The organism is Nodosilinea sp. LEGE 06152 (assembly GCF_015207525.1).
Classification (GTDB): domain Bacteria; phylum Cyanobacteriota; class Cyanobacteriia; order Phormidesmidales; family Phormidesmidaceae; genus Nodosilinea.
In genome coordinates, this window is sequence record NZ_JADEWR010000027.1 from 1 (window position 1) to 22,789 (window position 22,789).

Here is a 22,789-nt window from a genome sequence, read left to right on the forward strand (position 1 = left end):
GCTTGGTTCAGGATTATGAGCAGTTGCCTGAAAACGCTGAGGCCATGCTCCAAATTGCCATGATTCGCATCATGCTTAGGCGCTTGGTCTAATTGGCTACACTCCTACCCCTTTTCAAACGTCCTCTCAAAGGAGGTAGCTTCTGAAACTCCTGGTCATTCCACATCCTTAACAGATCTTGCTGATACATTTCGGCCCAGTCGATCACCATCTTCTGAGCACGTCCCAGGAGATCGCCCTCTATGATCTCTAGGGATTCGATACTTACTAAAGCGTTGTACTCGCCGTAGATTGCATGGAAGTAAGGTGGTGGATGATCACCAAAGAAAACCTTGATGATTCCGTAGAACCTTTGTAATCTCTGGCATTGCTAATTGATATCTCTTGCTAGGTCTGTGTCCATGCCTTTGAGAAAGCCCCTGAGTGCCTGTAGTCGGCGAATGGAAATTAGCTCAATGCGGTCTTGATACCGCACCACCTGAAAGCGCTGCCCCTCAGATAGCCCCAATGACTTACCTACCGCACCTGGAATAGTAATCTGAAGATCAGCCGATACAGTGACAGCAGCGCCAGTAAAAGGATCTTGACTCATAGCTCCCATTCTAATCCCATCCACCCCCTACCCATCCACCCACCCACTCCACTCCCCCTTAACCAACTCTTACCGAATAAAACTTCACAGCCTTGCCAGAGTATTGAATGATGGAGGTAGTGGATTTTTGCTATCCAAACTTGAGCGGTGGACTTGCTCGCTATAAAAAAACTCGCTTTGCTCCACGCTTCCCTGTCACCAGCCTATAGGACGAAACACTATGACAAGCTTTCCCATTGACCTAGGCGCATACCAGCGAATTTCGTTAGACGCGTCTAACCCCACCCTCACCGACGAGCAGCGCAGTGCCCTCAAGGCCAACATTCAGCTGTGTCGGGATGCGATCGTGTTCTTTACCGCCACGGGCGCAGCGCGGGGTGTGGGCGGTCACACCGGCGGCCCCTACGACACCGTGCCCGAGGTGATGATTCTCGACGCGCTGTTTCGCGGTGCGGGCGACAAGTACGTGCCCATTTTCTTTGACGAAGCCGGGCACCGGGTGGCTACCCAGTACCTAATGTCGGTGCTCAACGGCGACATGCCCGCCGAGCAGCTAATGCAGTACCGCGCCGCCAACGAAAAGCTGCCCGGTCACCCCGAGCTAGGGCTCACCCCCGGCGTCAAGTTTAGCTCGGGTCGTCTCGGCCACATGTGGCCCTACGTCAACGGTGTGGCCCTAGCCAACCCCGGCAAAGTTGCATTCTGCCTGGGCTCTGACGGTGCCCAGCAAGAGGGTGACGACGCCGAGGCGGCGCGCTTTGCGGTGGCCAACCACGTTAACGTCAAAATTCTCGTTGACGACAACGATGTCACCATTGCCGGTCACCCCTCCCAGTACATGGGCGGCTACAGCGTCAAGAAAACCCTGGAGGGCCACGGCCTGACGGTGCTCGAAGGCGACGGCGAAGACCTCGACGGCCTCTACGCCAATATCTGCAAGGCGATCAACACCCCCGGCCCGGTGGCGGTGATCAACAAGCGGGCCATGGCGGTGGGCATTGAGGGCATTGAGGGCAGTACCCACGGCCACGATGTGATCTCGGTGAAGGCGGCGATCGCATACCTCACCGCCAAAGGCCACACCGCTGCGGTTGAAATTCTTGAAGCCATCGAGACCCCCAAGAACACCTATGAGTTCATGGGCTCTAGCAAGAACGTGGGCGCGAACCGCAACGTGTTTGGCGACGCGATGGTCGAAGTGCTGGGCGAGATGGATGAAATGGCCCGCAAAGAGAGCGTGCTGGTGGTCGATAGCGACCTGGAAGGCTCCTGCGGCCTGGCTCAGATTCGCAAGGCCTACCCTGAGATCTTCATCAGCGGCGGCATTATGGAGCGGGGCAACCTGTCGGCGGCGGCGGGCTTTGGTATGGCCGAGGGCAAGCAGGGCGTGTTCGCCACCTTCGCGGCTTTCCTGGAGATGTGTATTTCTGAGATCACCATGGCCCGGTTGAACTACTCCAACCTGCTGTGCCACTTCTCCCACTCGGGCATCGACGATATGGCCGACAACACCTGTCACTTCGGCCTCAACAACTTCTTTGCCGACAACGGTCTCAACGACGGCTACGACACCAAACTCTACTTCCCCGCCGACCCCAACCAGATGAAGGCCTGCGTTAAGAAGGTGTTCCACGACCCCGGCCTGCGCTTTATCTTCTCGACTCGCTCGAAGGTGCCGATGATTCTCGATGCCGACGGCAACGAGATGTTTGGCGGCGACTACACCTTTACCCCCGGTAAAGACGAGGTGATTCGCGAGGGCACGGCGGGCTATATCGTCACCTTTGGCGACTCGCTCTATCGGGCGCTGGATGCCGTAGAGCGGCTGAAGCAGGAGGGCATCGACGTAGGCCTGATCAACAAGGCCACCCTCAACGTGATCGACGAGGAGACTATGGCCAAGGTGGGCAAGGCTCCCTTTGTGCTGGTGACTGAGGCCTTTAACCGCAAGACGGGTCTGGGCAGCCGCTTTGGCTCCTGGCTGCTGGAGCGGGGCTACACGCCCAAGTTTGCCTTCATGGGCACCAATCACGAGGGCAGCGGCGGCCTGTGGGAGCAGTTCATTCACCAGGGCATTGACCCCGACGGCATCATGGCCAAGGTGAAGGAACTGGTGGGCTAGATCCGCTTTGATACCTCCAGATCCCCGAGTTCTTGAAGAACTCGGGGATCTTTTGCTGTAGGAGATTCTCGAGATGACCAAAACTGAGCGGGAGAAGATGCTCGCGGGAGAACTGTACCTAGGATTCGATCCGGAGCTGGTGGCGCTACGGCGACAGACCCAGGAGCAGCTGTACGAGTTCAACCACGCTCGGCCAGCAGAGCTGGAGGTGCGGCGGTCGGTGGTGCGATCGCTCTTTCACACCATCGGTCCCAACTTCGAGATTACGCCCCCCTTCTTCTGCGACTATGGTAGCCACATTCGGGCGGGTAAGAACCTCTACCTCAACGCCAACTGCACTATTCTCGACTGCAACTGGGTGACCCTGGGTGATAACGTACTACTCGCGCCCAACGTGCAGATCTATGCGGCCTACCATCCCACCGACCCGGCGGTACGGCTGACGGGCTTAGAACTGGCGGCCCCGATTACCATTGGCAGCAATGTGTGGATTGGCGGCGGCGCGATTGTTTGCCCTGGGGTAACGATTGGCGACAACACCACCATTGGCGCGGGCAGCGTAGTGACAAAATCGATCCCTGCCAACGTTGTGGCGGTGGGCAACCCTTGCCGAGTGATTCGCAATATTTAGCGACGTTAAAAATTTACGGGTTTGTATCGTGGTTTAGCGAGCTATTTGGGTCTACTTCCATCACGCGAGTTTTCCTGAGCCAATTCAACTAAAATCTGCGCCATATAGCTTAACCTGTGGCTCTCCCTATACCGAGCGGGGAATACTGAATCCACGCGTCGATGATTGTGGAATTGAGCTATGGGAATCCCCGCCTCTAAAACATGTGCTTGTCATAACGTTAGTCGATGTCGAGCAGGAGAAGCAGGGCGGCTGTTTCTCTGGTTTCCGGTTCCTCATACCTTAGCAAAAGTAGTTCCTTTCCTAAAGCAAGCGTCTTTTGAGTTTGAGCTAATGCAGGAGCGACCCGGTTTGAGCGTGGCCTGCAAAGCCGGGCAAGCTCAAGAGGTGGCTCGCCGCTTAGCTCAGCTCGTGGCTCCTAGAGAGTTAAAAGAAACCCAAGTTCTATTTGTGCGCGGTGCTGTTCAGCCACAGCTGCAAGATTTCAGCGACATTGCTTCGCTACAGCGATTTATTAAGGTGAGTCAATCCGATTGGCTGGTAGATATGTTGGCGAGCGATCGCTTTACCAGTCATTTTCAGCCCATTGTTTCTATTCAAGATACCTCTCAGATTTACGGCTACGAGTCACTTTTGCGAGGGCTAGACGAGCACGGCAATTTAGTCATGCCTGGGACAATCTTTGAGCTGGCCACCGAAGCCGGCCTGCTGCCGCAGCTCGATCGGGCGGCGCGGCTGAGCACGATCGCTCAGGCCAGCCAGCATCAGCTAGATGGGCGTATTTTCATCAACTTTACCCCTACAGCTCTGTATGATCCGGTGTCCTGCCTGCGCAGCACCGTAGAGGCCATCGACAAAGCCGGAATTTCCCATGCTCAGGTGGTGTTTGAAGTTGTAGAGTCAGACAATCCGCAGGATTTAGACCACCTGAAAACGGTGCTGAACTATTACCGGGAGGCTGGCTTTGGGGTAGCGCTAGACGATTTAGGATCAGGCTATTCTGGTCTAAATTTACTGCACCAGCTGCGTCCCGATTTCGTCAAGCTAGACATGGAGCTGATTCGGAATGTGCATCTCGATGTCTATAAAGCCTCTATCACCGAAAAGCTTTTAGAGATTGCTCAAAAGCTGAATGTTCAAACCGTTGCAGAAGGGATTGAGTGTGTTGAAGAACTGAACTGGCTTCAGGAGCGGGGCACCAACTTTGCCCAGGGCTATTTGATTGCTAAACCCAGCGCAGTACCGACCAAGACAACCCCCCACTTTGCCCCCAAACCGGTAACCCTAGACCTGGAGCCCTGGCAGCCAGGAGCACCGCAGGTACAACACCAAAGTGAGTCCGAACGCATTGTCGCGGCCGTCACCCAGCGCATTCGGCAGTCGCTAGATCTAAACGAAATTCTTCAAACCACAGCCGATGAAGTGCGGCAGCTGTTTGAGGTAGACCGAGTGGTCATCTATCGCTTTGAACCCGACTGGAGTGGGCTAGTGGCGGTAGAGTCTTTGGCGGCGGGAAGTCCATCCATTTTGGGTTTTCACGTAATGGATACCTGCTTTCAAACCACCCATGCAGCTTACTATCAGCAGGGCAATACGCGGGCAATCGAAAATATCGAAACCGTCGGGCTGAAGCCGTGCCATATTGACCTGCTGAAGAGCTTAAGAATTCAAGCCAATTTGATTGTGCCGATTTTGCAAAAGGAGCGGTTGTGGGGGCTATTGATTGCCCATCAGTGCAGTCATCCGCGGCAGTGGCAGCAGTCTGAGGTGAATTTGTTCTATCAGCTGGCCAGTCAGGCGGCGATCGCCATTCAGCAGTCCGAGCTTTACCACCAGCTGCAAACGGCCAACCAAGAGCTTCAGCGCCTCGCCTCGGTGGATGGCCTAACCCAGGTGGCCAATCGGCGCTGCTTCGACCATAGATTGAGCACCGAGTGGCAGCGACTGGCCCGCGAACAAGCGCCCCTATCCCTAATTTTGTGTGATGTTGACTGTTTCAAACTTTACAACGATACCTACGGACACCTAGCCGGAGACGATGTGCTGCGGCAGGTGGCCATGGCCATTGCGCAGGCCTGTAAGCGCCCTTCCGATCTAGTAGCGCGCTACGGGGGCGAAGAATTTGCGGTTATTTTGCCGAATACCACAACCGACGGGGCCATCGTCGTTGTTGAAGCCATTCAGACGAGTATCGAAGCGCTTCAACTTCCCCACACCAACTCTCAGACCAGTCGCTTGATTACGCTCAGCTTTGGGATCGCAACGACTATTCCCCATCAGCAGTCGTCGCCTGAAACGCTAATTGCCGCTGCGGATCAGGGGCTCTACCAGGCGAAGGCCCAGGGGAAAAACGGTATGGTGACGGTCAGGGTTCTTGATAGCTGACGACGCGCACCGTAGCGCTCGAAGGGTCTTGGCTAAAGATCAGTACGCCTTCGGCATCGGAGCGGGCGGGAACGAAATCGAAGGTGGTGGTGGCGACTTCCTCGGGGCTGGTAGTGTCTAGCGTGCCTTCGACGGTGACCTCGGCAGCGGTGGCATCGCCTTCGTTTTTGATGGTCACAGGCAGGTAGTAGTGGTTGTTGGCGGCTCTAACTTTGCCAGGTTCTACCGTAAACTCGGCGGGTTTGAGCGACGGGTTGAGCCACAGCGACGCTACCGTGGCAATCACCGCCGACAGCAGCGTGAGGGAAATGCCAAGGGAAAACCATTCGGCTGGATTGCGGATGGGTTGTTCAGACATTAAACGTTTAAGGGTTATACAGCTAGGCGGCCGGCCGCACCACCAATGGTACAGGGCAGGCCCAATACGATGATATAGCTCACCCACTGGTTAACTGGGTCACCTACGCGAATCACCTGAAACAGCCACAGCATGAGCGTTGCAGCGGCTAGCGCAATTAGGTAAGCGGCCACGGTCTCGCTGATTGGGCCCTGGAACAAACCGGACTGCGATCGCCGCTGCCGCTGAGCGCCAAAATTGGCCTCGAATACAATGACGTACGACAGCAGCAGCGAACTAGCCATAATCAGCAGCAGGCGAGCGGGCTCCAGCGAACTGGAGATCATGGGAATTTCATCGGTAGGCGCGATCGAGGATCCGACGACGATTGCACCCAGGAGGGCAGCACCAGCATCTGACAGCGTGCTTCGCCAAGGATGGCCGCGCTTTTTGGCGGAGTCGGCAGCGTTGTCATCGGGGGTTTTCAGCAAAATGTTGTTGGCAATGCCGACCCCGATCGAGAAGGGCAGCGACAGGGTGATCAGTCGGCCCATAATGGCATCTATGCCGGTCTCAACGTGAAGAATGTCGAGCAATATCAGACTGAGGGTGGCGGTGAAGAGGGCGATCGCCAGCCCCTCAGCACTTTCGACTAAAATTTGGGTGCGGCTGCGGGGCTGCTGAGCCCGAAACCCGCCTTTAATATTTAGCAGCACCAGGGCCAGGTAAGCCATGCTCAAAATCAGCATCATTCGAGGCGGTGAGGTAAAGTTGCCCTTCCACCAGACCTCCATAGTGTAGAGAAAGGGCGCACCAAACAAAAATGCCCCAGCAATTCCGCGCATGAGGTCATCCAGTTCTGTCCGCCATTCATGGGCTTTGGGTCGTGCCATTGATCACCTAAGTTGTACCCAATTTTAGCTAATTGTCAGCGATCGCCCTAGAGGTGCTTGAAGCCAATTTGCAGGGCTGCTACCCGCGATCGCGCGGGCATCGACGCCTGCGCCCCCGTTGCCATCACCGAGGCAGCGGCAACGGCACTGGCAAACTCCACGGCGGCGTCCAGGGCCATCCCCTCCGCCAGGGCCACAGCCAAACCGCCATTAAAGGCATCCCCCGCCGCTACGGTATCAACCACTTTCACAGGCAGGGCTGGCTGATGAAACGTGCGCTGGCGATCGGCCACCACCACGCCCAGCTCCCCCAGCTTGACAATCGCGATCGCGACCCCGCGCTGCACTAGCTGGTAGGCAGCTTCGCTGGCGGTGGCGATGTCGGTAACGTTCAGCCCCGTCAGCTGACTCGCCTCGACTTGGTTGGGCGTGAGGATGTCCAATGCCCTAAAAAACTCAGCGGGCAGGTCGGCTCGAGCGGGGGCCGGGTCTACGATCACGGTTACATTCTGGGCCTTAGCGGCGTTGGCGGCGGCTATAACCGTGGGCAGCGGTACCTCGAACTGCATTAGAAGACTGTCTCCCGGCCGCAGCCGGGCCACCAGTCGGTCGACATCTCGATCGTCAACGCGACCATTGGCCCCCGGCACCACCACGATGGTGTTGTGGCCAGAGTCGTTGACGGCGATCGCCGCCACCCCAGTCGGTGCCTCCGCATCCACCGCCACACCGCTGACATCGATTTCAGCCTGCTGCAAGCCGTCCAGTAGCTGCTGGCCAAAGGCATCGTTTCCCACCCGCCCCACCATCGCCACAGCGGCCCCCAGGCGAGCCGCCGCCACCGCCTGGTTCGCCCCCTTACCGCCGGGGCAGGTTTCAAAGTGGGTGCCTAAAACCGTTTCCCCCGGCTGGGGCAGACGAGGAGTGCGGCAGACCAGGTCCATATTCAGGCTGCCGAAAACGTAAAGGGTTTTGGGTTGAGGGGTGGCGGTCATAGGTAGCGACATGGCTAAAACAGATCGCCGTCGTCGTCAAGGCTGCCGTAGGGGGAAGGGGGGCGATCGCTGCTCCAGGCCCACCAGGGGGTTGCGCACTCGCCGCAGTGGTAAAATTCCTGCCACTTGCGCCGATGATCGGCCCCAAAGACCGGCGATCGCCGATTGATCCAGACCGCCTTGGCCTGGCGGCTCTCGGCCCCGCACTGGGGACAGCAAAACTGAGTGGCGTGGGTAGCGGACTGCGCCCAATCGGGCGGAAAAGGGGAAAAAGCTTCCATAGCGTGAGGCGGGGGGTCAGTTCCATTATGGAATGCATTAGCTTAGTTAAGTTCTAGAACGGCATGATTCGCAGCGAGCGTTCTTCGGCATAATCGGTGACAGGCTCGTGTTTTGGGCCAAAAGGAGAATGGGCAAGCGATGGCACTGCGTTTAATTTCGCTGCTGGGAATTTTTGGTCTTTGCTTCATTGCTTGGCTCGGTTCAGAAGATCGGCGGCGGGTGCCGTGGAAGGTGATTCAGTGGGGGATTGGCATTCAGCTGTTGGTAGGGCTGCTGGTGTTTCTGCTGCCCTTTACCCGTGAGGTGGTGGTCTGGCTCAGCGCGCTGCTCAATGCGCTGATTGACGCGTCAGATGCCGGGGCGCGATTTTTGTTTGGCCCCATTTTTGTGCCCGACTTCAACCAATCGGTTGGCCCTGCTGGAGCCGGTCGCTGGATTGCCCGCGCTCTGACGCCGCCGTTTACCGCTGTACCCGGCGATCGCCTGGGGGCCGACAACCTCAATCTGGGCTACATCTTTGCCTTTCGCTCGCTGCCCCAGGTGGTGTTTTTTGCCTCTATTTTTGCGCTGCTGTACAACCTGGGGGTGGTGCAGCCCGTCGTGCGACTGTTTGCCCGCTTCTTTCGCTGGGCCATGACGATCAGCGGAGCCGAGGCGCTGGCGGGGGCGGCGAATATTTTTGTCGGCATTGAGTCTGCGATCGCCATCAAGCCCTTTTTAGAGCGCATGACCCGCAGCGAGCTGTGCGCCATTCTAGCCTCCTGCTTTGGCTCGATTGCCTCCACGGTGCTGGGGCTCTACGCGGGCTACCTGCGGCCCATCTTTCCCTCCATCGCCGGGCACCTGATGTCGGCCTCGGTGCTGACGATTCCGGCCTGTTTTGTGCTGGCCAAAATTTTGGTGCCCGAAACGGAAACCCCCGAAACCCTGGGCAAAGTGCCCGCGATTGCCCTGGCCGATGACGAACGCCAAAGCCCGATGGATAGCCTGATTATCGGTGCTCTCGACGGGGTCAGAATGGCCGTGGGTATTGTGGCCGCCCTGATCGCAATTTTGGGCCTGATTGCCCTGCTCAACCTGGTGTTTGCCAATTTGGCTAACCTTGCCACCAGCGAGTTTGCGCTGTGGCGAACCGTTGGTCAGGTGTTTAGCGTCATTACCCTGCAAAACATCATGGGAGCGCTGTTTTTGCCCCTCACCTTTCTCACCGGGGTTTCGCTCGACTGGCAAGAGCTGTGGCTGTCGTCGCAGCTGATTGGTCGACGGTTCTTAGAAACGGCCATACCGCCCTACATTGGGTTGGCCAACGCGGCGGCGGCAGGAACCCTGAGCGATCGCGCCCTGGTGATCGTCAGCTACGCCCTCTGCGGCTTTGCCCACCTGCCCTCGGTCGGCATCTTTGTCGGCGGCTTGTCAAACCTGGTGCCCTCCCGCCGCAAAGACATCAGCGATGTGGCCTGGAAAGCCCTCTGGGCTGGCACCCTCGCCACGCTGATGACGGGCTGTGTAGCCGGCATCTTTTTCTACGAAGGGGCCGCCGTGCTGGGTCGATAGCCACGGTCGGGAACCTGCTGCATCTATCAACAAATAGAGCATTTGGCCGCAATGGCGAGTCTGTAGACGGGCTAACCGCTGCGGCACTGGTCAGTAGTATCCTGCGATCGCTAATCAACGCTGCGTAGACTCACCGATGCAAACCGAATCAGACGGTGTTATACACCGAAGGACAGCCCATCGCCGAGAGATTTTTTGCAAATGAAGAAAAATCCTCCAATTTGGCTTGATACGGCTATTTATTAAGGATTTGCAAAGCTTGAATAGACCTTGCGTAAAGGGGCTAAAACCCTGCAACACCAGCAGTTCTAGTACGTCTCTGGAGATCAGCAATCAGCAGCACCGTGATTTTGGCCGATAAAGCGGGAAAACTGCGAAAGCCGCCCACTGAGCGGTGCTGCGGGAGTGGCTATCTACCATTTATCACCACACTCCGAACGACTCTACAGGAATGAACGAGAATGACTCAAACTAACTGGGCTAAGCTGCTGCGTTTAGCACCTCTTTCGGCTGTCCTTGCGACCCTAACCCTCGGCAGCGGGGCCGCGATCGCGCTGGCCGGTGAGCTATCCAGCGGCCCTATTCAAAACTTTGACTGGCTCAAAGACGAAGCTTTACTAGACCAGGCCGTAGATGCTGCCCACACCAAGGACGACGACGATGACGACGACGACGACGATGTAGAATCGGGCGAAGTTATCTATCAGCGCCGCACCACCACCACTACGACCACCGTCAACCAGGTCAGCTTTAGCGATATTTCTACTAATTATTGGGCTAGTGGTTTTGTCTATCGCCTGTCTGCCCTTAACGTAGTCAGCGGGTTTCCCAACGGCTCTTTTTTACCTGCCAATAACCTCACCAAAGCCCAGTACGCGGCTATGATTGCCCAGGCCTTTGATCGGCCTGCCACTCGCCAACTGGTCACCCTGCGCAACGTATCTAGAAGCTACTGGGCCTATAGCGCTATTCAAAAAGCCTACACCATGGGCTTTTTAGACGTATCCAACGGGGTTTTTGATACCAACGGCACCATGACCCGCCTGGATATGCTGGTGCTACTGGCCCGCGGGTTGAATATTACCGAAGTTACCTCGGGCCAGTCGGTCGATAGTCTGCTCAGCATCTTTAGCGACGCCAACCAAATTCCGAGCCAGTATCGGGTTGTGATTGCGGCTCTGGTAGAACGGGGCATTTTGGTGAACTACCCCACCGTCACCGAGCTCAACCTGTTCCAAGTGGTTTCGCGCTCCGAAGCCTGTAGCTTTGTCTATCAGGCATTGGCCTACCTGGGCAAGGTTGAAACCATCGAGTCAGCCTACATTGTTAACAGCAGCAACTTCTCCAGTTTGAGCGAGACCATCACCACCACTGAAACTACCACCACCGAAACCACCGAAACCAGCGGCGGCGAAGTGGACGACGATGACGACGACGACGATGACGACGACGGCGGCCGTAGGCAAGCCTGTAACCAGGGCATTGGCAACGGTGCCGAGGGCTGTGATCCCGGCAACTCGCGTCCCCACGGCGGCAGCAATGACGAGGGTGGCCGCACCCCCGGCAACCGCTAGACCCCTGTTTCAGTCCTTTTGAGCGATAACCAAGGCGTCCTGCGGGGCGTCTTTTTTTTGCTTCACAGCCATCGCCAAAACGGTTAGGACATGACTTATACCCTCCGAAGCGATGGCTCTACGCCACGGCGCTGTCCCAGCTTTTGCCACTGGAAGAGGCCGATGTCCTAGGCGCGATGGCCATCGCTACATATACCCATCGTCCATGCTGACAATGCGGCACGGACGATAGGTATAACTCCTGCTGGTGCGATCGCCCCAACCAGTTCAGGGTTGAGTCTAGGCCCCCGGCCAGTAGCTCGCTTCCCCAGGCTGTGTTACACCAAAAGTGCGAAGCAGAATACCCGTGCAGCCCATGCGAAGCCCACTGCCCTGGGGCTTAACCAGCTACCACATCAAGCTTATAGCGGCGCTAACCATGCTGGTAGACCACATCGGCGTGGTGTTTTTCCCCGATGCCATCGGGTTTCGTATCTTTGGGCGAATTAGCTTTCCGCTGTTTATCTGGCTGCTCGTTCAAGGGGAAACCCACACCCGAGACATCGGCCGCTATGGCCTCAGGCTGGCGATCTTGGGCCTAGTATCTCAACCGATCTATCAGCTGATTTTTGATACAACGCGGCTGAATATTTTATTTGAGCTGCTGCTGGGGCTGGGGTGTTTACGCTTAGACCGCAAGTTTCCCCAGTTTCGGCTCTTCATCTGGTTAGGCGGTGCCGGGCTGAGCGAATTGCTCAGCATGGGCTACAGCAGCTACGGCATCGTGCTGATCTTCCTCACCCGGTACTTTCGCCCCAGGCTGTCGTGGGTAGTAGCCTGGGTTGGGTTTCACCTGGTTTGGTCTGCGATATCGGGGCCATTTCAGCTGCCGGCGATCGCCGTGCCGTTAGTGTTTTGGCTAGCCGATGGCAAACGCGGGCCAAAGGCCCGCTGGTTCTATGCCTTTTACCCCGGCCACCTGGCTCTACTGTGGCTGATTCAACTGTGGCTGACGCAGGCGACTTAGACGCTGGGCTAGCATCACAGGGGGCAAAAAGCCTCTTAGGCCCTACAGAAAATGGTCAATCGCTACGGCTGAAACCGCAGCAAAGGCGGTGATTGCGAGGCCTACCAGCGGGTTTTGCCCCTGGGCTACCGCAAACGAGGTGATAATGCCAGCGCCCAGGGCCGCGATCGCAACAGAGCCAATCCAGTCTTTTTGTAGGTTATGCATGGGGTTTTAAAGGCAGGATATAACGCAGAAGAATGAGTTTGTAGCCTTTAAGGAACACAGCCCTTAAAGAACGCAGCTCCTAGGGAAACCACGTATCTACCCCAAGGGGTAGGTTACTTTTCAGACCTCACGCTACCACCCTGCCCTCAGCCAAAACAGACCGTTTTGAAGAACTGATACCAAGCTTAAGGCTTAGTTAGATTAGTTAACATTTTCCCCAGGAAAAAGGTAGCGCCTACAGGAAAATCAGTTCCAAATCAGGGGTTGGAGTTATTCTGTGCGACGAGTATTGCCCGCTTTAACCCAGCCTTCCTGGCCGTTAGACACCACCCGCACCTTGACCCAATCCTGGTCAGCGGGCTCTTCTAGCACCACTACCGCTTCATTGTCGTCTACGCCACCCACCTGAGGAAATTCAACCCCAGGCCCTTCGCGCATAACCAGGCCAATGGGCTGAGCTACCACTGCCTCATAGGCACCGGGTTCAAGGGCTGGCTCAGGTGGTGGTGCTGGCGCTGCGGCTGCCTCTGGGGCTGCTTCTGGGGCGGTTTCTGGCACTACTTCTGGCGCTGCGGCTGGGGCCGTAGGCATCTCATCGCCGTAAAGCGGTTTAGGCGGCAGCACCGAGAGGCGACCCATGAAGTAGCGGGCCGTGGCTACCCCGGCCATCGACAGCAAAATCAGGGCGATCGCAACGCCCAAAATCAACTTAGATAGGCCAAGGAAAAATCCTTTCATGGGCGGAACAGGCCAAACATCATCTACAGCTTGCTAATGGTACAGCACCCCCGGCCAATCGGCATCGACCTGGCTAATCGGTATCGGGCAAAGTCGGGCGCAGCCTGGGGTCTAGGCCGCTGCGAGAGGCCATTCGGGCTTTACCCGCCGCCGCCCAGGCCTGTAGGGCCTCAATTTGCTCCTGGGCGGTACGAGCCAAAGGAACCATTTCGCTGGCGGCGGTGAGAATATCGTCGGTGGTAAAGTCGCGGTTTTGGCTAAAGCCCAGGTGCATGGCCTCGACAATCGCCTGCTCAATCTCTGCCCCAGAAAAATCGGGAGTTTCGTAGGCTAGCCGGGGCAGGTCAAAGCTCTTGAGGGTGTGGGGCCGCAGGCGCGAGAGATGCACCTCAAAAATAGCCTGGCGATCGCTTTGAGTAGGCAGCCCAACAAAGAAAATCTCGTCAAAGCGTCCCCGCCGCAGCATCTCGGGCGGCAGCGCCTGAATGTTGTTGGCGGTAGCGACCACAAACACCGGCGAGGTTTTCTCGGCCATCCAGGTAATAAACGTGCCAAAGACCCGGCTGGCGGTGCCTGAGTCCCCCCGGCCGTCCATACCCGCAAAGGCTTTGTCGATCTCGTCAATCCACAGCACGCAGGGAGCCAGGGCTTCGGCCAGCTGAATCATCTGGCGGGTGCGGGCCTCAGACTCGCCCACCAGACCGCCAAACAGTCGTCCCACGTCGAGCCGCAGCAGGGGCAGGTGCCAGTGGTGGGCGATCGCTTTGGCGGTCAGCGACTTGCCTGTGCCCTGAATGCCCAGCAGCAGCAGCCCGCGCGGGTGGGGCAGACCGTACTGGCGCGCCTTTTCTGAGAACGCTGCCCCCCGCTTAAGCAGCCAGTCCTTGAGGTTGTCCAGGCCGCCGATGTCGGAAATTTGCTCTTTGGCAGGGTAGTAATCCAAAATTTGGGTCTGACGAATGCTCTGGCGCTTTTCGTCGAGAATCAGGTCGAGGTCGTTGGGGTCGAAGGCCCCGTGGTAAGCGATCGCCCGGGCCAGCACCCGCCGAATTCGCTCCAGCGATAGCCCCTGACAGGTGCGCACGACTTCCTCTAGCATGTTTGACGGCAGGTTGGTGCTGGTGGCGCTCAAGAGCTGCTGCACCTCCTGGCGAATGGCGGCGGCATCGGGCAGGGTAAACTCCAGCACCGTCACCGTTTCGCTCAGCTCGTCGGGAATGGTGAGCTGAGCCGAGAGAATCACCAGGGTCTTGGGCTGGGCCTTGAGCCGGCGAGCCAGATTGCGCAGCTTGCGCGAAATGGCCACGTCGTCTAAGAAGCGATGAAAGTCGCGCAGCACAAACACCGCCGGGGCGGTAGCGGGCAGCTTTTCCACCAGTTCCAGCGCCTGCAGCGGGTTGCGCTTGCCAAAGCCAGCGTCGTTGAGGTTGCCCTGGTAGCCATCGACAAAATCCCAGGTGTAGAGGGCGCGATTGCCCTGGGCCGCTGCACAGGCAGCAATGTCGGTCTCGGCTCGCTCCTCCTCGGCGGTGGCAATGTAAACAATCGGGTAGCGGGCTCGAATTAACAGCCCCAGTTCTTCGGTGAAACCCATGTCAGCACAACTCAGTTATTCCACAGTGCTTGGTTATGCTTCCAGCCTATCGAATTTTTCGATCTACAAAACTTCTACAGTAAAGTCCTCAGTCTCTTTTTACCTAAATCAGGCCATGGTATTTGCGCCCCAAACCACTTGGGCAATCACCTGGGAAAAACCACCTGACGACTTTGTCTTGCCCGATGCCCCTGTAGACAACGTCAACCAGCCTGCGATCGCCGCTGCGAGCAACTGGCAGAACAGCTGAGGGGGGCGGGTATTGATCCAGTGGAGTAGGCGCAGCGGCTCTAGACTTCTGGTGGGTTGAACTGCTGCTGCAGCTGGGCCAGGGCTGACCAGCGATGGTCTACAGGTTTGGCCGGGGCCGACTCACCCATGTCGATGCCGGGGCAGTCTTCGTCGCAGATTTGGGGCTGGGGTAAGGCCAGACAAATCTGCTCGTAGAGCCAGGTTTCGGGGTAGAAGTGGCCGTTGGGGGGCAGGGTTTCGACCAGGTCGTCTACGGCTACCTCGCGCTCTAGGGGTAAGGTAGCGGGGTCGGGCTCATGCTCTAGCCAGATCAGCTCTTGGGGAGCAATGACCACCCGGTGATTGTAGGTCTTTAGGCAGCGATCGCAGGTGAGGGTCACGATAGTGTTGGCCCTGGCCTTGATTTCCAGATAGGTGCCCTGGTGGGTAACGCTTAGCTCGCCCCGCACGGGGGTCAGGGTTTCCAGATCGCCCAAGTGAGTGTCTAGATCAACGGCGAGGGTTTTCTCAGGCCGCTGCAGCAGGTGAGGTATATACACTTTGTCCATAGCTCATCCCTCCCATGACTCGCATCTCAATCGCTTTGCAGCGGCTACTCAGGGGCTTGGCCCGCCAGACACACAACCAACCGACGGTCGGGCTCGCGGCCTCGACTGAACGTAGCTAAACCCTCGTGGGCCGACAAAAAGTGGTGCATCTGGCGGCGTTCGGCAGAAGATAGCCCCTGCATTTCGTACTCTTCACCACTAGCCAGCACCCGCTCAGCGGCGTCTGCCGCCATAGCTTTGAGTTCTTCTAGGCGTTTGGCCCGGTAGCCCGCCAGCTCAATCGTAAAGGCCTGCTGCTCATCCTGGCCCTTACCCAGATTTAGGGTGGTATTGGCCAGGTACTGAATCGAGTCGAGCACCGCACCGCCCTCGCCAATCAGCGCCTGTACCTGCTCTTGCGTCAGCGACTCTTCGGCGATCGTGAGCCAGCAGCTTTCCCCAGACTCATCCTCGACCGGATGGGCGGTGACGGTAGAGGTCAACCCCTGCATCGTCAGCAAGTTGGTTAACCAGTTCACGCCAGCGGTAGCAGCATCAGTGACCATAGGTTACGCCTTTTTCTTTTTGCTGCGCCCGGGCTCAAAGGGCAGGGTCTTTCTGTCGTCTTCGGCCTTGGTTTTAGTCTCGGCATCAACAATTTTTTGCAGGTTCTCAGGCAGCGGCTCCCGAGACAAAATGAAGGTCTGCAGGGTCTGAAAGATGTTGGCAATCAGCATGTACATCAGCACCCCGGCGGGCAGCGGAAAGAAGAGAAACATGCCGGAGAAGATGATCGGCGTGAATTTATTCACCGCCGCCTGCTGGGGATTGTCGCCGGAGGTAGACCCCTGACCTGAGAGCACCTGGTTGAGGTAAAGGCTGGCTCCAAAGCCCAGGATCATAATCAAAATGTCCCAGTGGATAGCGCCGTCGTCGCCGGTCACACCGATGCGGCCCAGGGCTTTGATAAAGAGAAAGCCCTTGTTAGCGGCCAGACCGGGAGCCTGTACCCGTACTGTTGCTTCGCCAGGAGCTAGAGCGGTAATGTGGCCCGCTTCGTCTACCGAAATGACTTCGTCGCCTTTGGTGACTTCCCAGCGGGGCTTGAAGCTGTCGATGTCGTCGTTGTATTGGGTGACTAAAGATTCAATTGTTTCGCCCTCGGCGGTTTGCAGGCGCACGTCGGTTTTCTCGCCAACCACGAGCTTGTTGCCGCCGGGCACAACCGCAGAGATAGGAAAGTGCGAGCCGTCAGAGACATAGATTGCCTTAGGCGGGGTGCTAAACACCTGAGGCTGAATCTGCTCGATTTTCTCCTGAGGGAAAACCTGAACGTTGACGTCGTAGTTGATGTCGGCGAACGGCGACCCCCGCAGGGTGGCAAACAGGGCAAAGAGAATAGGCATTTGCAGCAGCACCGGGAAGCAGCCCGCCAGCGGGTTGCCAAACTCTTTGTAGACCCCGCTCATCTCCTCCTGGAGTTTGGTGGGGTTGTCCTTATAGCGCTCCTGGATTTCTTTGACGCGCTTTTGCATCAGGGGCTGCGCCACCTTCATCCGCCGCATGTTGCGAATAGAGCCCGCGTTGAGGGGATACAGCGCAAACCGAATCACCAGGGTGAGGGCCACAATGGCCAACCCATAGCTGGGCACGATCCCGTAGAAAAAATCTAGGATCGGCAACATGATGTTGTTGGTCAGAAATCCAATTCCAAAATCCATGGGCACCAAAACCCTGCTACAGGGGATACGACGTTAACTGCTCAGTTACCTAATCTACCCCATAGTCGGGGAGGCAAGCCGCCCGGTTGTTGGCGGATTGCCGTAGTTTCAAACTAGCCTTAAACTTCGCCGACGGCACCGCTGACGGCCTTAGCCGAGGGGGAAATGCGCTCGTTGATATATTCGTAAACCTCACGAAAGCGAGGCATAGAGCGCAGTTCTAGGCGGCTGCCGTCTTTGAGGGTAACCACCATGTCACCCCAAAGGCCAATACCCCGGGGCACTGTGACGATTTTACTGATTTCGTTGTAAATCAAATCGGTGCGATCGCGCCCCATCCAGCCGCCAGTCACCGAGATGCGTCGATTCGTGATGCGGTAGCGCAGCCATAGGGCACGGGTAATTGCCCCAACCGTGAGGGGAAGGCAAATAATGGTGAAGCCCAGCAGCAGGTTGATGATTAAATCGCCGATGTGGGGGCCGCCCTCGTAGAATACATCCTCACGAATGCCCATGAATTACCTCTAGCTTGGTGAACAACTGCTCTAATTCTCGCAAAAATTCACCATATTCGCACTGGGTAGCCTCGGGCTTGAGGTTGATCACGATCCAGAGGGAGGGGCTGAGCTGGGGCAGCAGGGTTCTGAGGGCCGCGCGCACCTGGCGCTTGAGACGGTTGCGCACCACCGCCCGCTTGTGCACCTTTTGACTGATGACAATACCGATGCAGGGGCCACCGCCAGTCTCGCTGGCAGCAGCAGGCAGCGACCAAACCCGCATGATCAAGTGGGCCGAAACGGCTTTTTTGCCCTGCCGATAGACCTGGGAGAACTGCCGCGATCGCCGCAGTCGATTGTGTTTGGGTAGCATTTATTGCCCTGCCTACAGCAATAGCCCTGGAGCTTGAGCCCCAGGGCTAAGAATGCCTACATCGATGGTCTACACCAACCCGCTTTGGGCTAAACGGCGAGCTTAGCCCGCCCCTTACGGCGACGAGCCTTGATCACATTTTGGCCGGTGTGGGAGCGCATACGAGCGCGAAACCCGGAAGTTCGCTTTTGCTTGCGGTTGGTGCCCTCTAGGGTGCGCTTACTCATGGCGTTGCCTGTTGCTGGTAAAAAGTCACAGTCTACAATAATAGCACTAGCTGGCGACTAGCGAGTGCGCTGATTGTTGTCGGTAGCAATTTCCAGAGGCCAGGTGCCGGTGTACTGGTTAATCACATCGCCCTGGTACATCATGCGCAGGTTGAAGTAGTGGTAGCCGTAGCGACGGGGGTTGCGCACGTCGGAGAGTACCACCACCAGGCTAGTGTTGGCCGGGATAGGCTCTTCGGGGATAATTTCAATCCGGTTTTCATCTGGGTAAAGATCGACCACCTTCAGCGGAATGGCCTCTCCGCCGCGCCAGTCGCCGCTGCGAAGTTCAATTTTATCGGGATTGATGCGGCCGCCAATTTCATTAAAGGTGTCGGGGTAGTCAATTTCGAGGGAAATAACATCGCGGGGCAGCTTGGTCCGCATGATGTTGAGGTAGTAGCGGGCGTTGGTGCTGTACGGGGTGTTGAAATCAATCAGGTAGCCGAGGCGGTACTCGGGTTCAACGCCACCAAAGATAGTCAGCCCAGTTTGGGCCTGGGTGGGCTGGGGTAGAGCCGTGCTGAGACCCACGGCAGCAGCCACGGCGGCTAGCCCTAGGGCGGCAAATTTCAGCGATTGCTTTAGGGATGTCATGGTGTACCTCCAATGAAAACTATCTGGCCGGGTAGCTTGGGGTAACCAATCTAGGCCACCCACTACGATACTCCCGGCGACCCAGCGTAGCACTGTGATCTGTGCCAGTGGTGCAACCGGGTTGTCCGATACGGTTGGCGATCGCGCCGCTAGTAGCGGCTTGGGGGATCATTCGTCGCTGCCGGCTTGATCCTACCACTTGGCCTTTTCTAACCTGACGAGAGCTACTCACCATCGTCGTCGATGATGGCGTTGCGATCGAGCAGCAGCAGGTTGCGCAGCTGGTCAGTGTCGAACTCGGTCAGCCAGCCTTCGCCCGCGCTGACCACCTGTTCGGAGAGGGCCTTTTTGCCCTCAATCATCTCGTGGATGCGCTCCTCCAGGGTGCCGGTGGTGACAAACTTGTGCACCTGCACGTTGCGGGTCTGGCCGATGCGAAAGGCGCGGTCAGTAGCCTGGTTTTCGATCGCCGGGTTCCACCAGCGATCGTAGTGGAAGACGTGGTTGGCGCGGGTGAGGTTGAGGCCCACGCCCCCTGCCTTCAGCGACAGAATGAACAGACGCGGCGCAGCGGGGTCATTCTGAAAGCGATCGACCATGGCCTCGCGCTGGTTTTTGGTGGTGCTGCCGTAGAGAAACAGCGCCTCTTGCCCCAGGTACGACCTTAGGTGCCGCTGGAGCAGTTTGCCCCACTCGGCGAACTGGGTAAAAATCAGAGCGCGATCGTCTTCGGCAATTACCTCCTCCAGCATTTCGTCGAGCCGCTGCAGCTTGCCCGATCGCCCCTTCAGCCCCAGGCTGGGCTCCTGCAAAAACTGGGCCGGGTGGTTGCAGATCTGCTTTAGCTTAGTTAGCAGGGCGAGAATTTGGCCCTTGCGCTGCACCCCGGTGGCCTCATCAAGGGTTTCGAGCGCCCGATCGACGGTCTGCTGGTAGAGATTGGCCTGCTCCGCCGAAAGGCCGCAGTACACGCTCATTTCCTGCTTCTCGGGCAGGTCTTGAATGATGCTGCGATCGGTTTTGAGCCGCCGGAGAATGAATGGCTGCACCAGCCCCTTGAGCGCCCGCAGCGAGGCCGTGTCGCCATAGCGCTCGATGGGGGTGGCAAAGCGGCGCTGAAAGAAATTCTTTGGCCCCAGGTAGCCGGGGTTGAGAAAATCCATGATTGACCACAGCTCGCCGAGGCGGTTTTCCACTGGAGTGCCGGTGAGAGCAACGCGAAACTGGGCCTCAATCTGGCGGGCCGCTCTCGACTGTTTGGCGTCGGAGTTTTTGATGTTCTGAGCTTCGTCAAGCACCAGGCATTGCCAGTTCACCGACTGCAAAGGTTTAAGATCGCGGTAGATCAGGGCGTAGCTGGTGATCACCAGCTGTTTATCCTGCACGGCTTTGGCCAGAGCGCTGCCGCGAGGCCTGCGATCGCCGTGGTGCACCAGGGTTTTAAGCTTAGGCGCAAACCGCTTGACTTCCTTCTCCCAGTTGCCCAACACGGAGGTGGGGCAGACTAGCAGCACCGGAGACTCCAGCCAGCCGTGGTCTTGCAGGTGGAGCAAAAAAGCAATCAGCTGAATCGTTTTGCCCAGGCCCATATCGTCGGCTAGGCAGGCCCCCAGGCCCCACTGTTCTAAAAAGGCCAGCCACGAGACCCCGCGCGCCTGGTAGGGTCGCAGAGTCCCTTTAAAGCCGCTGGGGGCCTCAATTTCCTCTAGGGTTTGGTTGCCTGTCGTCAGGGTTTCGATCAGGGTTTGCAGCGCTCCGGTGGCCTCAAAGCTGACCACCGGCAGCTTGTCGATCAGCTGGGTGTCGCCCGTGCTGATCCGCAGAGCGTCTTCCACTGAGAGGGGGGTAGCGGTTTTTTGACCCGCCAAAAACTGTCGGGCCGCCTTCACATCCTGGGGCTTGAGTTCGACCCAGCGGCCGTTGATTTCGACCAGCGGCGAGCCCTGGTTGATCAACTGCTCAAACTCAGCGGCGGAAAGGGTTTCCCCCGCGATCGATAGCTCCCAGCGAAAGTTGAGCAGACTCTTGAGGCCGAGGCGCTGCCGTTGGTTCTGGGGTGGCACTTCAGCCTGCACCTTGAGGCCCAGCCGCCCGCTGCCACTCTCAGCGGTTTGAGCTAGGCCGGGGGGCAGCTCGACCTCAACGCCGTTGTCTTGCAGCTGCCAGGCCGAGGCCTTGATGAATTGGTAGGCTTGGATGGGGTCGAGGTCGCAGTGGGTGGGGTGCTGCTGGCGCAGGCTCTCGCGGATTGGGTCGTAGAGTCGTGCGGCGCGACCCAGGGCACCCAGCAGGGTTTCTTGCGGAGCTTTGAGAATGGCCTCCTGGTGGTGTAGCTCGGCCACCGGATGCTGCCAGATCAGGTCGGCCCCCAGCCGCCAGTCGGGATTGGCCGCCGATTGAAGCTGGTAGCTCAATTGCCAGGGCTGGTCGAGATCCGGAGGGGGCTGCAGCACCAGCCGCAGGCGAAACTGGCGGGACGGGTCTTCGGCCAGGGTTTGCAGCGGCGTGGTCCAGGTAGTCAGCGCTTCCTGGAGGCGGGCGGCACTGGCGACGCTGGCGTCTAAAGTACCTACCGGCTGGCTGAGAGCCTGAAGCCAGGGCTGCAGCGGCAGTTCCTTGCCCAGGTTGGCCAGGCCGTTGGCGGGTTGCGCCTGGGCTACCTGGCGCACCTGATCGTCAATTAAAGCGGTCAAAAACTGCAGCAGCAGCGGTTGGGGGTCGAGCAGGGGAAACCCGCAGGCCAGCGGTAGCGATCCCTTAGGGACGGCGGGCAAATGGGTCCGACAGGCTGGCGGCATGGCCAGGGCAAAGTGGCGCAGACGCTCCTGGTCAGGGGCGCTGTCGAGCAGGGGGTGCCAGCCTGCCGCCAGGGTTTGGCTGGTGAGTTCTAGAGCGGGTAAAAACTTGCCTCGGGCCAGCAAATTCAGACCCCAGCGGGCAATGTGGCCCCAGTAGCGCAGGTCGGCCCCAATATCGCCGGGGCCAGTGGGGGTGTGCTGCCCCAGGGGCAGGGCCAGCAAAATGGGCAAAAAATCGGCCATGCCTAAATGCCAACCCTGCAACCGCCAGGGATGCAGCACGGTTTCGGCGTCGGGTTCAGACTCTGCCTGAGCATCTAGCTTGGCCGAATGCACAGGCGCTAGCGCGGTGGCTAGCAGGCGAGCCGGTAGCGGCAGGGTAATCTCACCCCAGACCGGGCCAGCGGCCCCGCGAGCTGATTTTGCAGCGCGCGATCGCCGACTTCCCCCGGCTGCCTTGGTTGCACTCTTACCTGCAGCGATCGCGGCCTCAGTCAGCACCGCTGGAAACATATCCCCCGCTGAGCTAGCCCGTCCCGCCAGCTGTTTTTGCATGCCGGCTAGCACCTGAGCCAAATCGGCCTGCCCCAGGGCGTAGGGGTGGAGATGCAGCCCCTCCCACGGGGCTAACCCCTCCGCTGGCAGCGGTTGCCAGGCCTCAGCCCAGAGAAAAAACTGCTGCGCCTGAGGAACCCAACTGACGTGTAGTATTGCCATTGCCCTATATCTACGACTCGCTCAAAGGATTGGGTGCGCTGGGAGCAGGTATAGGGCCTTGTCACACCTGGACCTCGGGTAAAACTTCAGGCATGCCCCAGTGGGTAAACCCTTACCCGAAGCCCCAACCC

23 protein-coding genes and 1 pseudogene are annotated in these 22,789 nt (G+C 58.0%); 7 read left to right on the forward strand and 17 right to left on the reverse strand.

The annotated features are described in order from the left end of the window. Positions 1-88: 88 nt before the first annotated feature. Positions 89-340: a DUF4160 domain-containing protein gene (locus IQ265_RS25580; protein ID WP_194059007.1), complete on the reverse strand. Its 252-nt coding sequence runs from the start codon at positions 338-340 to the stop codon at positions 89-91. Between the two features lie 30 nt (positions 341-370). Then, positions 371-592, reverse strand: a complete 222-nt coding sequence (locus tag IQ265_RS25585; RefSeq protein ID WP_194058864.1) for an AbrB/MazE/SpoVT family DNA-binding domain-containing protein — start codon at positions 590-592, stop codon at positions 371-373. A 220-nt stretch (positions 593-812) separates the two neighbouring features. Here IQ265_RS25585 and IQ265_RS25590 point away from each other — a divergent pair, with 220 nt between their 5' ends. The 3 genes from IQ265_RS25590 to IQ265_RS25600 all read left to right on the forward strand — a co-directional run bounded on the left by IQ265_RS25590 (position 813) and on the right by IQ265_RS25600 (position 5,730). Further along, positions 813-2,714 (forward strand): transketolase C-terminal domain-containing protein, encoded by a 1,902-nt coding sequence (locus IQ265_RS25590; protein WP_194058866.1) that lies wholly within the window; start codon positions 813-815, stop codon positions 2,712-2,714. A 73-nt stretch (positions 2,715-2,787) separates the two neighbouring features. Continuing rightward, positions 2,788-3,345: a sugar O-acetyltransferase gene (locus IQ265_RS25595; protein WP_194058868.1), complete on the forward strand. Its 558-nt coding sequence runs from the start codon at positions 2,788-2,790 to the stop codon at positions 3,343-3,345. Between the two features lie 180 nt (positions 3,346-3,525). Next, the gene (locus tag IQ265_RS25600) at positions 3,526-5,730 is read left to right on the forward strand and encodes an EAL domain-containing protein (RefSeq protein WP_194058870.1); all 2,205 of its coding nucleotides are present in this window, start codon (positions 3,526-3,528) and stop codon (positions 5,728-5,730) included. On the opposite strand, the gene IQ265_RS25605 is transcribed toward IQ265_RS25600, so the two are convergent. Genes IQ265_RS25605 through IQ265_RS25620 form a run of 4 tightly spaced genes read right to left on the reverse strand, consistent with a single transcriptional unit; the run spans position 5,711 to position 8,236 of the window. Beyond that, on the reverse strand, positions 5,711-6,088 hold the full coding sequence (locus IQ265_RS25605; protein WP_194058872.1) for a hypothetical protein: 378 nt from the start codon (positions 6,086-6,088) through the stop codon (positions 5,711-5,713). The genes IQ265_RS25600 and IQ265_RS25605 overlap by 20 nt on opposite strands. A gap of 14 nt (positions 6,089-6,102) precedes the next feature. Continuing rightward, positions 6,103-6,960 carry a TIGR02587 family membrane protein gene (locus IQ265_RS25610; RefSeq protein ID WP_194058874.1) on the reverse strand — a complete coding sequence of 286 codons (858 nt, stop codon included), beginning with the start codon at positions 6,958-6,960 and terminating at the stop codon, positions 6,103-6,105. Between the two features lie 47 nt (positions 6,961-7,007). Further along, positions 7,008-7,967: a ribokinase gene (gene rbsK, locus IQ265_RS25615; RefSeq protein WP_228038503.1), complete on the reverse strand. Its 960-nt coding sequence runs from the start codon at positions 7,965-7,967 to the stop codon at positions 7,008-7,010. Positions 7,968-7,969: 2 nt separating this feature from the next. Next, entirely contained in the window at positions 7,970-8,236 is a 267-nt protein-coding gene (locus tag IQ265_RS25620; protein WP_194058876.1) for a hypothetical protein, read from the reverse strand. Positions 8,237-8,375: 139 nt separating this feature from the next. Between IQ265_RS25620 and IQ265_RS25625 the strand changes: the two genes are divergently transcribed. The 3 genes from IQ265_RS25625 to IQ265_RS25635 all read left to right on the forward strand — a co-directional run bounded on the left by IQ265_RS25625 (position 8,376) and on the right by IQ265_RS25635 (position 12,371). After that, positions 8,376-9,791, forward strand: a complete 1,416-nt coding sequence (locus tag IQ265_RS25625; RefSeq protein ID WP_194058878.1) for a nucleoside transporter C-terminal domain-containing protein — start codon at positions 8,376-8,378, stop codon at positions 9,789-9,791. A 461-nt stretch (positions 9,792-10,252) separates the two neighbouring features. Then, a complete protein-coding gene (locus IQ265_RS25630; RefSeq protein WP_194058880.1) occupies positions 10,253-11,365 on the forward strand; it encodes an S-layer homology domain-containing protein in 1,113 nt (370 codons plus the stop codon). Positions 11,366-11,720: 355 nt separating this feature from the next. Beyond that, the gene (locus tag IQ265_RS25635; protein ID WP_194058882.1) at positions 11,721-12,371 is read left to right on the forward strand and encodes a TraX family protein; all 651 of its coding nucleotides are present in this window, start codon (positions 11,721-11,723) and stop codon (positions 12,369-12,371) included. Between the two features lie 42 nt (positions 12,372-12,413). Here IQ265_RS25635 and IQ265_RS25640 read toward each other — a convergent pair whose 3' ends face one another. From IQ265_RS25640 to IQ265_RS25650, 3 genes are all read right to left on the reverse strand, one after another. Beyond that, complete coding sequence (locus IQ265_RS25640) at positions 12,414-12,578, reverse strand: hypothetical protein (protein WP_017296515.1); 165 nt, start codon at positions 12,576-12,578, stop codon at positions 12,414-12,416. Positions 12,579-12,848: 270 nt separating this feature from the next. Next, on the reverse strand, positions 12,849-13,316 hold the full coding sequence (locus tag IQ265_RS25645; RefSeq protein WP_194058884.1) for an SH3 domain-containing protein: 468 nt from the start codon (positions 13,314-13,316) through the stop codon (positions 12,849-12,851). Between the two features lie 73 nt (positions 13,317-13,389). Beyond that, the gene (locus IQ265_RS25650) at positions 13,390-14,910 is read right to left on the reverse strand and encodes an AAA family ATPase (RefSeq protein ID WP_194058886.1); all 1,521 of its coding nucleotides are present in this window, start codon (positions 14,908-14,910) and stop codon (positions 13,390-13,392) included. 115 nt (positions 14,911-15,025) lie between these two features. On the opposite strand from IQ265_RS25650, the pseudogene IQ265_RS29750 reads away from it, so the two are divergent. Further along, positions 15,026-15,139: pseudogene (locus IQ265_RS29750) on the forward strand (Uma2 family endonuclease); the annotation flags it as partial. 61 nt (positions 15,140-15,200) lie between these two features. Here IQ265_RS29750 and IQ265_RS25660 read toward each other — a convergent pair. From IQ265_RS25660 to IQ265_RS25695, 8 genes are all read right to left on the reverse strand, one after another. Then, the gene (locus IQ265_RS25660) at positions 15,201-15,710 is read right to left on the reverse strand and encodes a YceD family protein (RefSeq protein ID WP_194058888.1); all 510 of its coding nucleotides are present in this window, start codon (positions 15,708-15,710) and stop codon (positions 15,201-15,203) included. Between the two features lie 44 nt (positions 15,711-15,754). Then, positions 15,755-16,255, reverse strand: a complete 501-nt coding sequence (locus IQ265_RS25665; protein WP_194058890.1) for a R3H domain-containing nucleic acid-binding protein — start codon at positions 16,253-16,255, stop codon at positions 15,755-15,757. A gap of 3 nt (positions 16,256-16,258) precedes the next feature. Next, entirely contained in the window at positions 16,259-17,410 is a 1,152-nt protein-coding gene (gene yidC, locus IQ265_RS25670) for a membrane protein insertase YidC (RefSeq protein ID WP_194058892.1), read from the reverse strand. 119 nt (positions 17,411-17,529) lie between these two features. Continuing rightward, a complete protein-coding gene (locus IQ265_RS25675; RefSeq protein WP_194058894.1) occupies positions 17,530-17,925 on the reverse strand; it encodes a PH domain-containing protein in 396 nt (131 codons plus the stop codon). After that, complete coding sequence (gene rnpA, locus IQ265_RS25680) at positions 17,912-18,280, reverse strand: ribonuclease P protein component (RefSeq protein ID WP_194058896.1); 369 nt, start codon at positions 18,278-18,280, stop codon at positions 17,912-17,914. Before rnpA ends, IQ265_RS25675 begins: the two co-directional genes overlap by 14 nt. An 89-nt stretch (positions 18,281-18,369) precedes the next feature. Continuing rightward, entirely contained in the window at positions 18,370-18,507 is a 138-nt protein-coding gene (gene rpmH, locus IQ265_RS25685; RefSeq protein WP_072015962.1) for a 50S ribosomal protein L34, read from the reverse strand. A 57-nt stretch (positions 18,508-18,564) separates the two neighbouring features. Then, positions 18,565-19,143: a DUF2808 domain-containing protein gene (locus tag IQ265_RS25690; protein ID WP_194058898.1), complete on the reverse strand. Its 579-nt coding sequence runs from the start codon at positions 19,141-19,143 to the stop codon at positions 18,565-18,567. 224 nt (positions 19,144-19,367) lie between these two features. Further along, positions 19,368-22,658 carry a DEAD/DEAH box helicase gene (locus tag IQ265_RS25695; RefSeq protein WP_194058900.1) on the reverse strand — a complete coding sequence of 1,097 codons (3,291 nt, stop codon included), beginning with the start codon at positions 22,656-22,658 and terminating at the stop codon, positions 19,368-19,370. Positions 22,659-22,789: the final 131 nt, after the last annotated feature.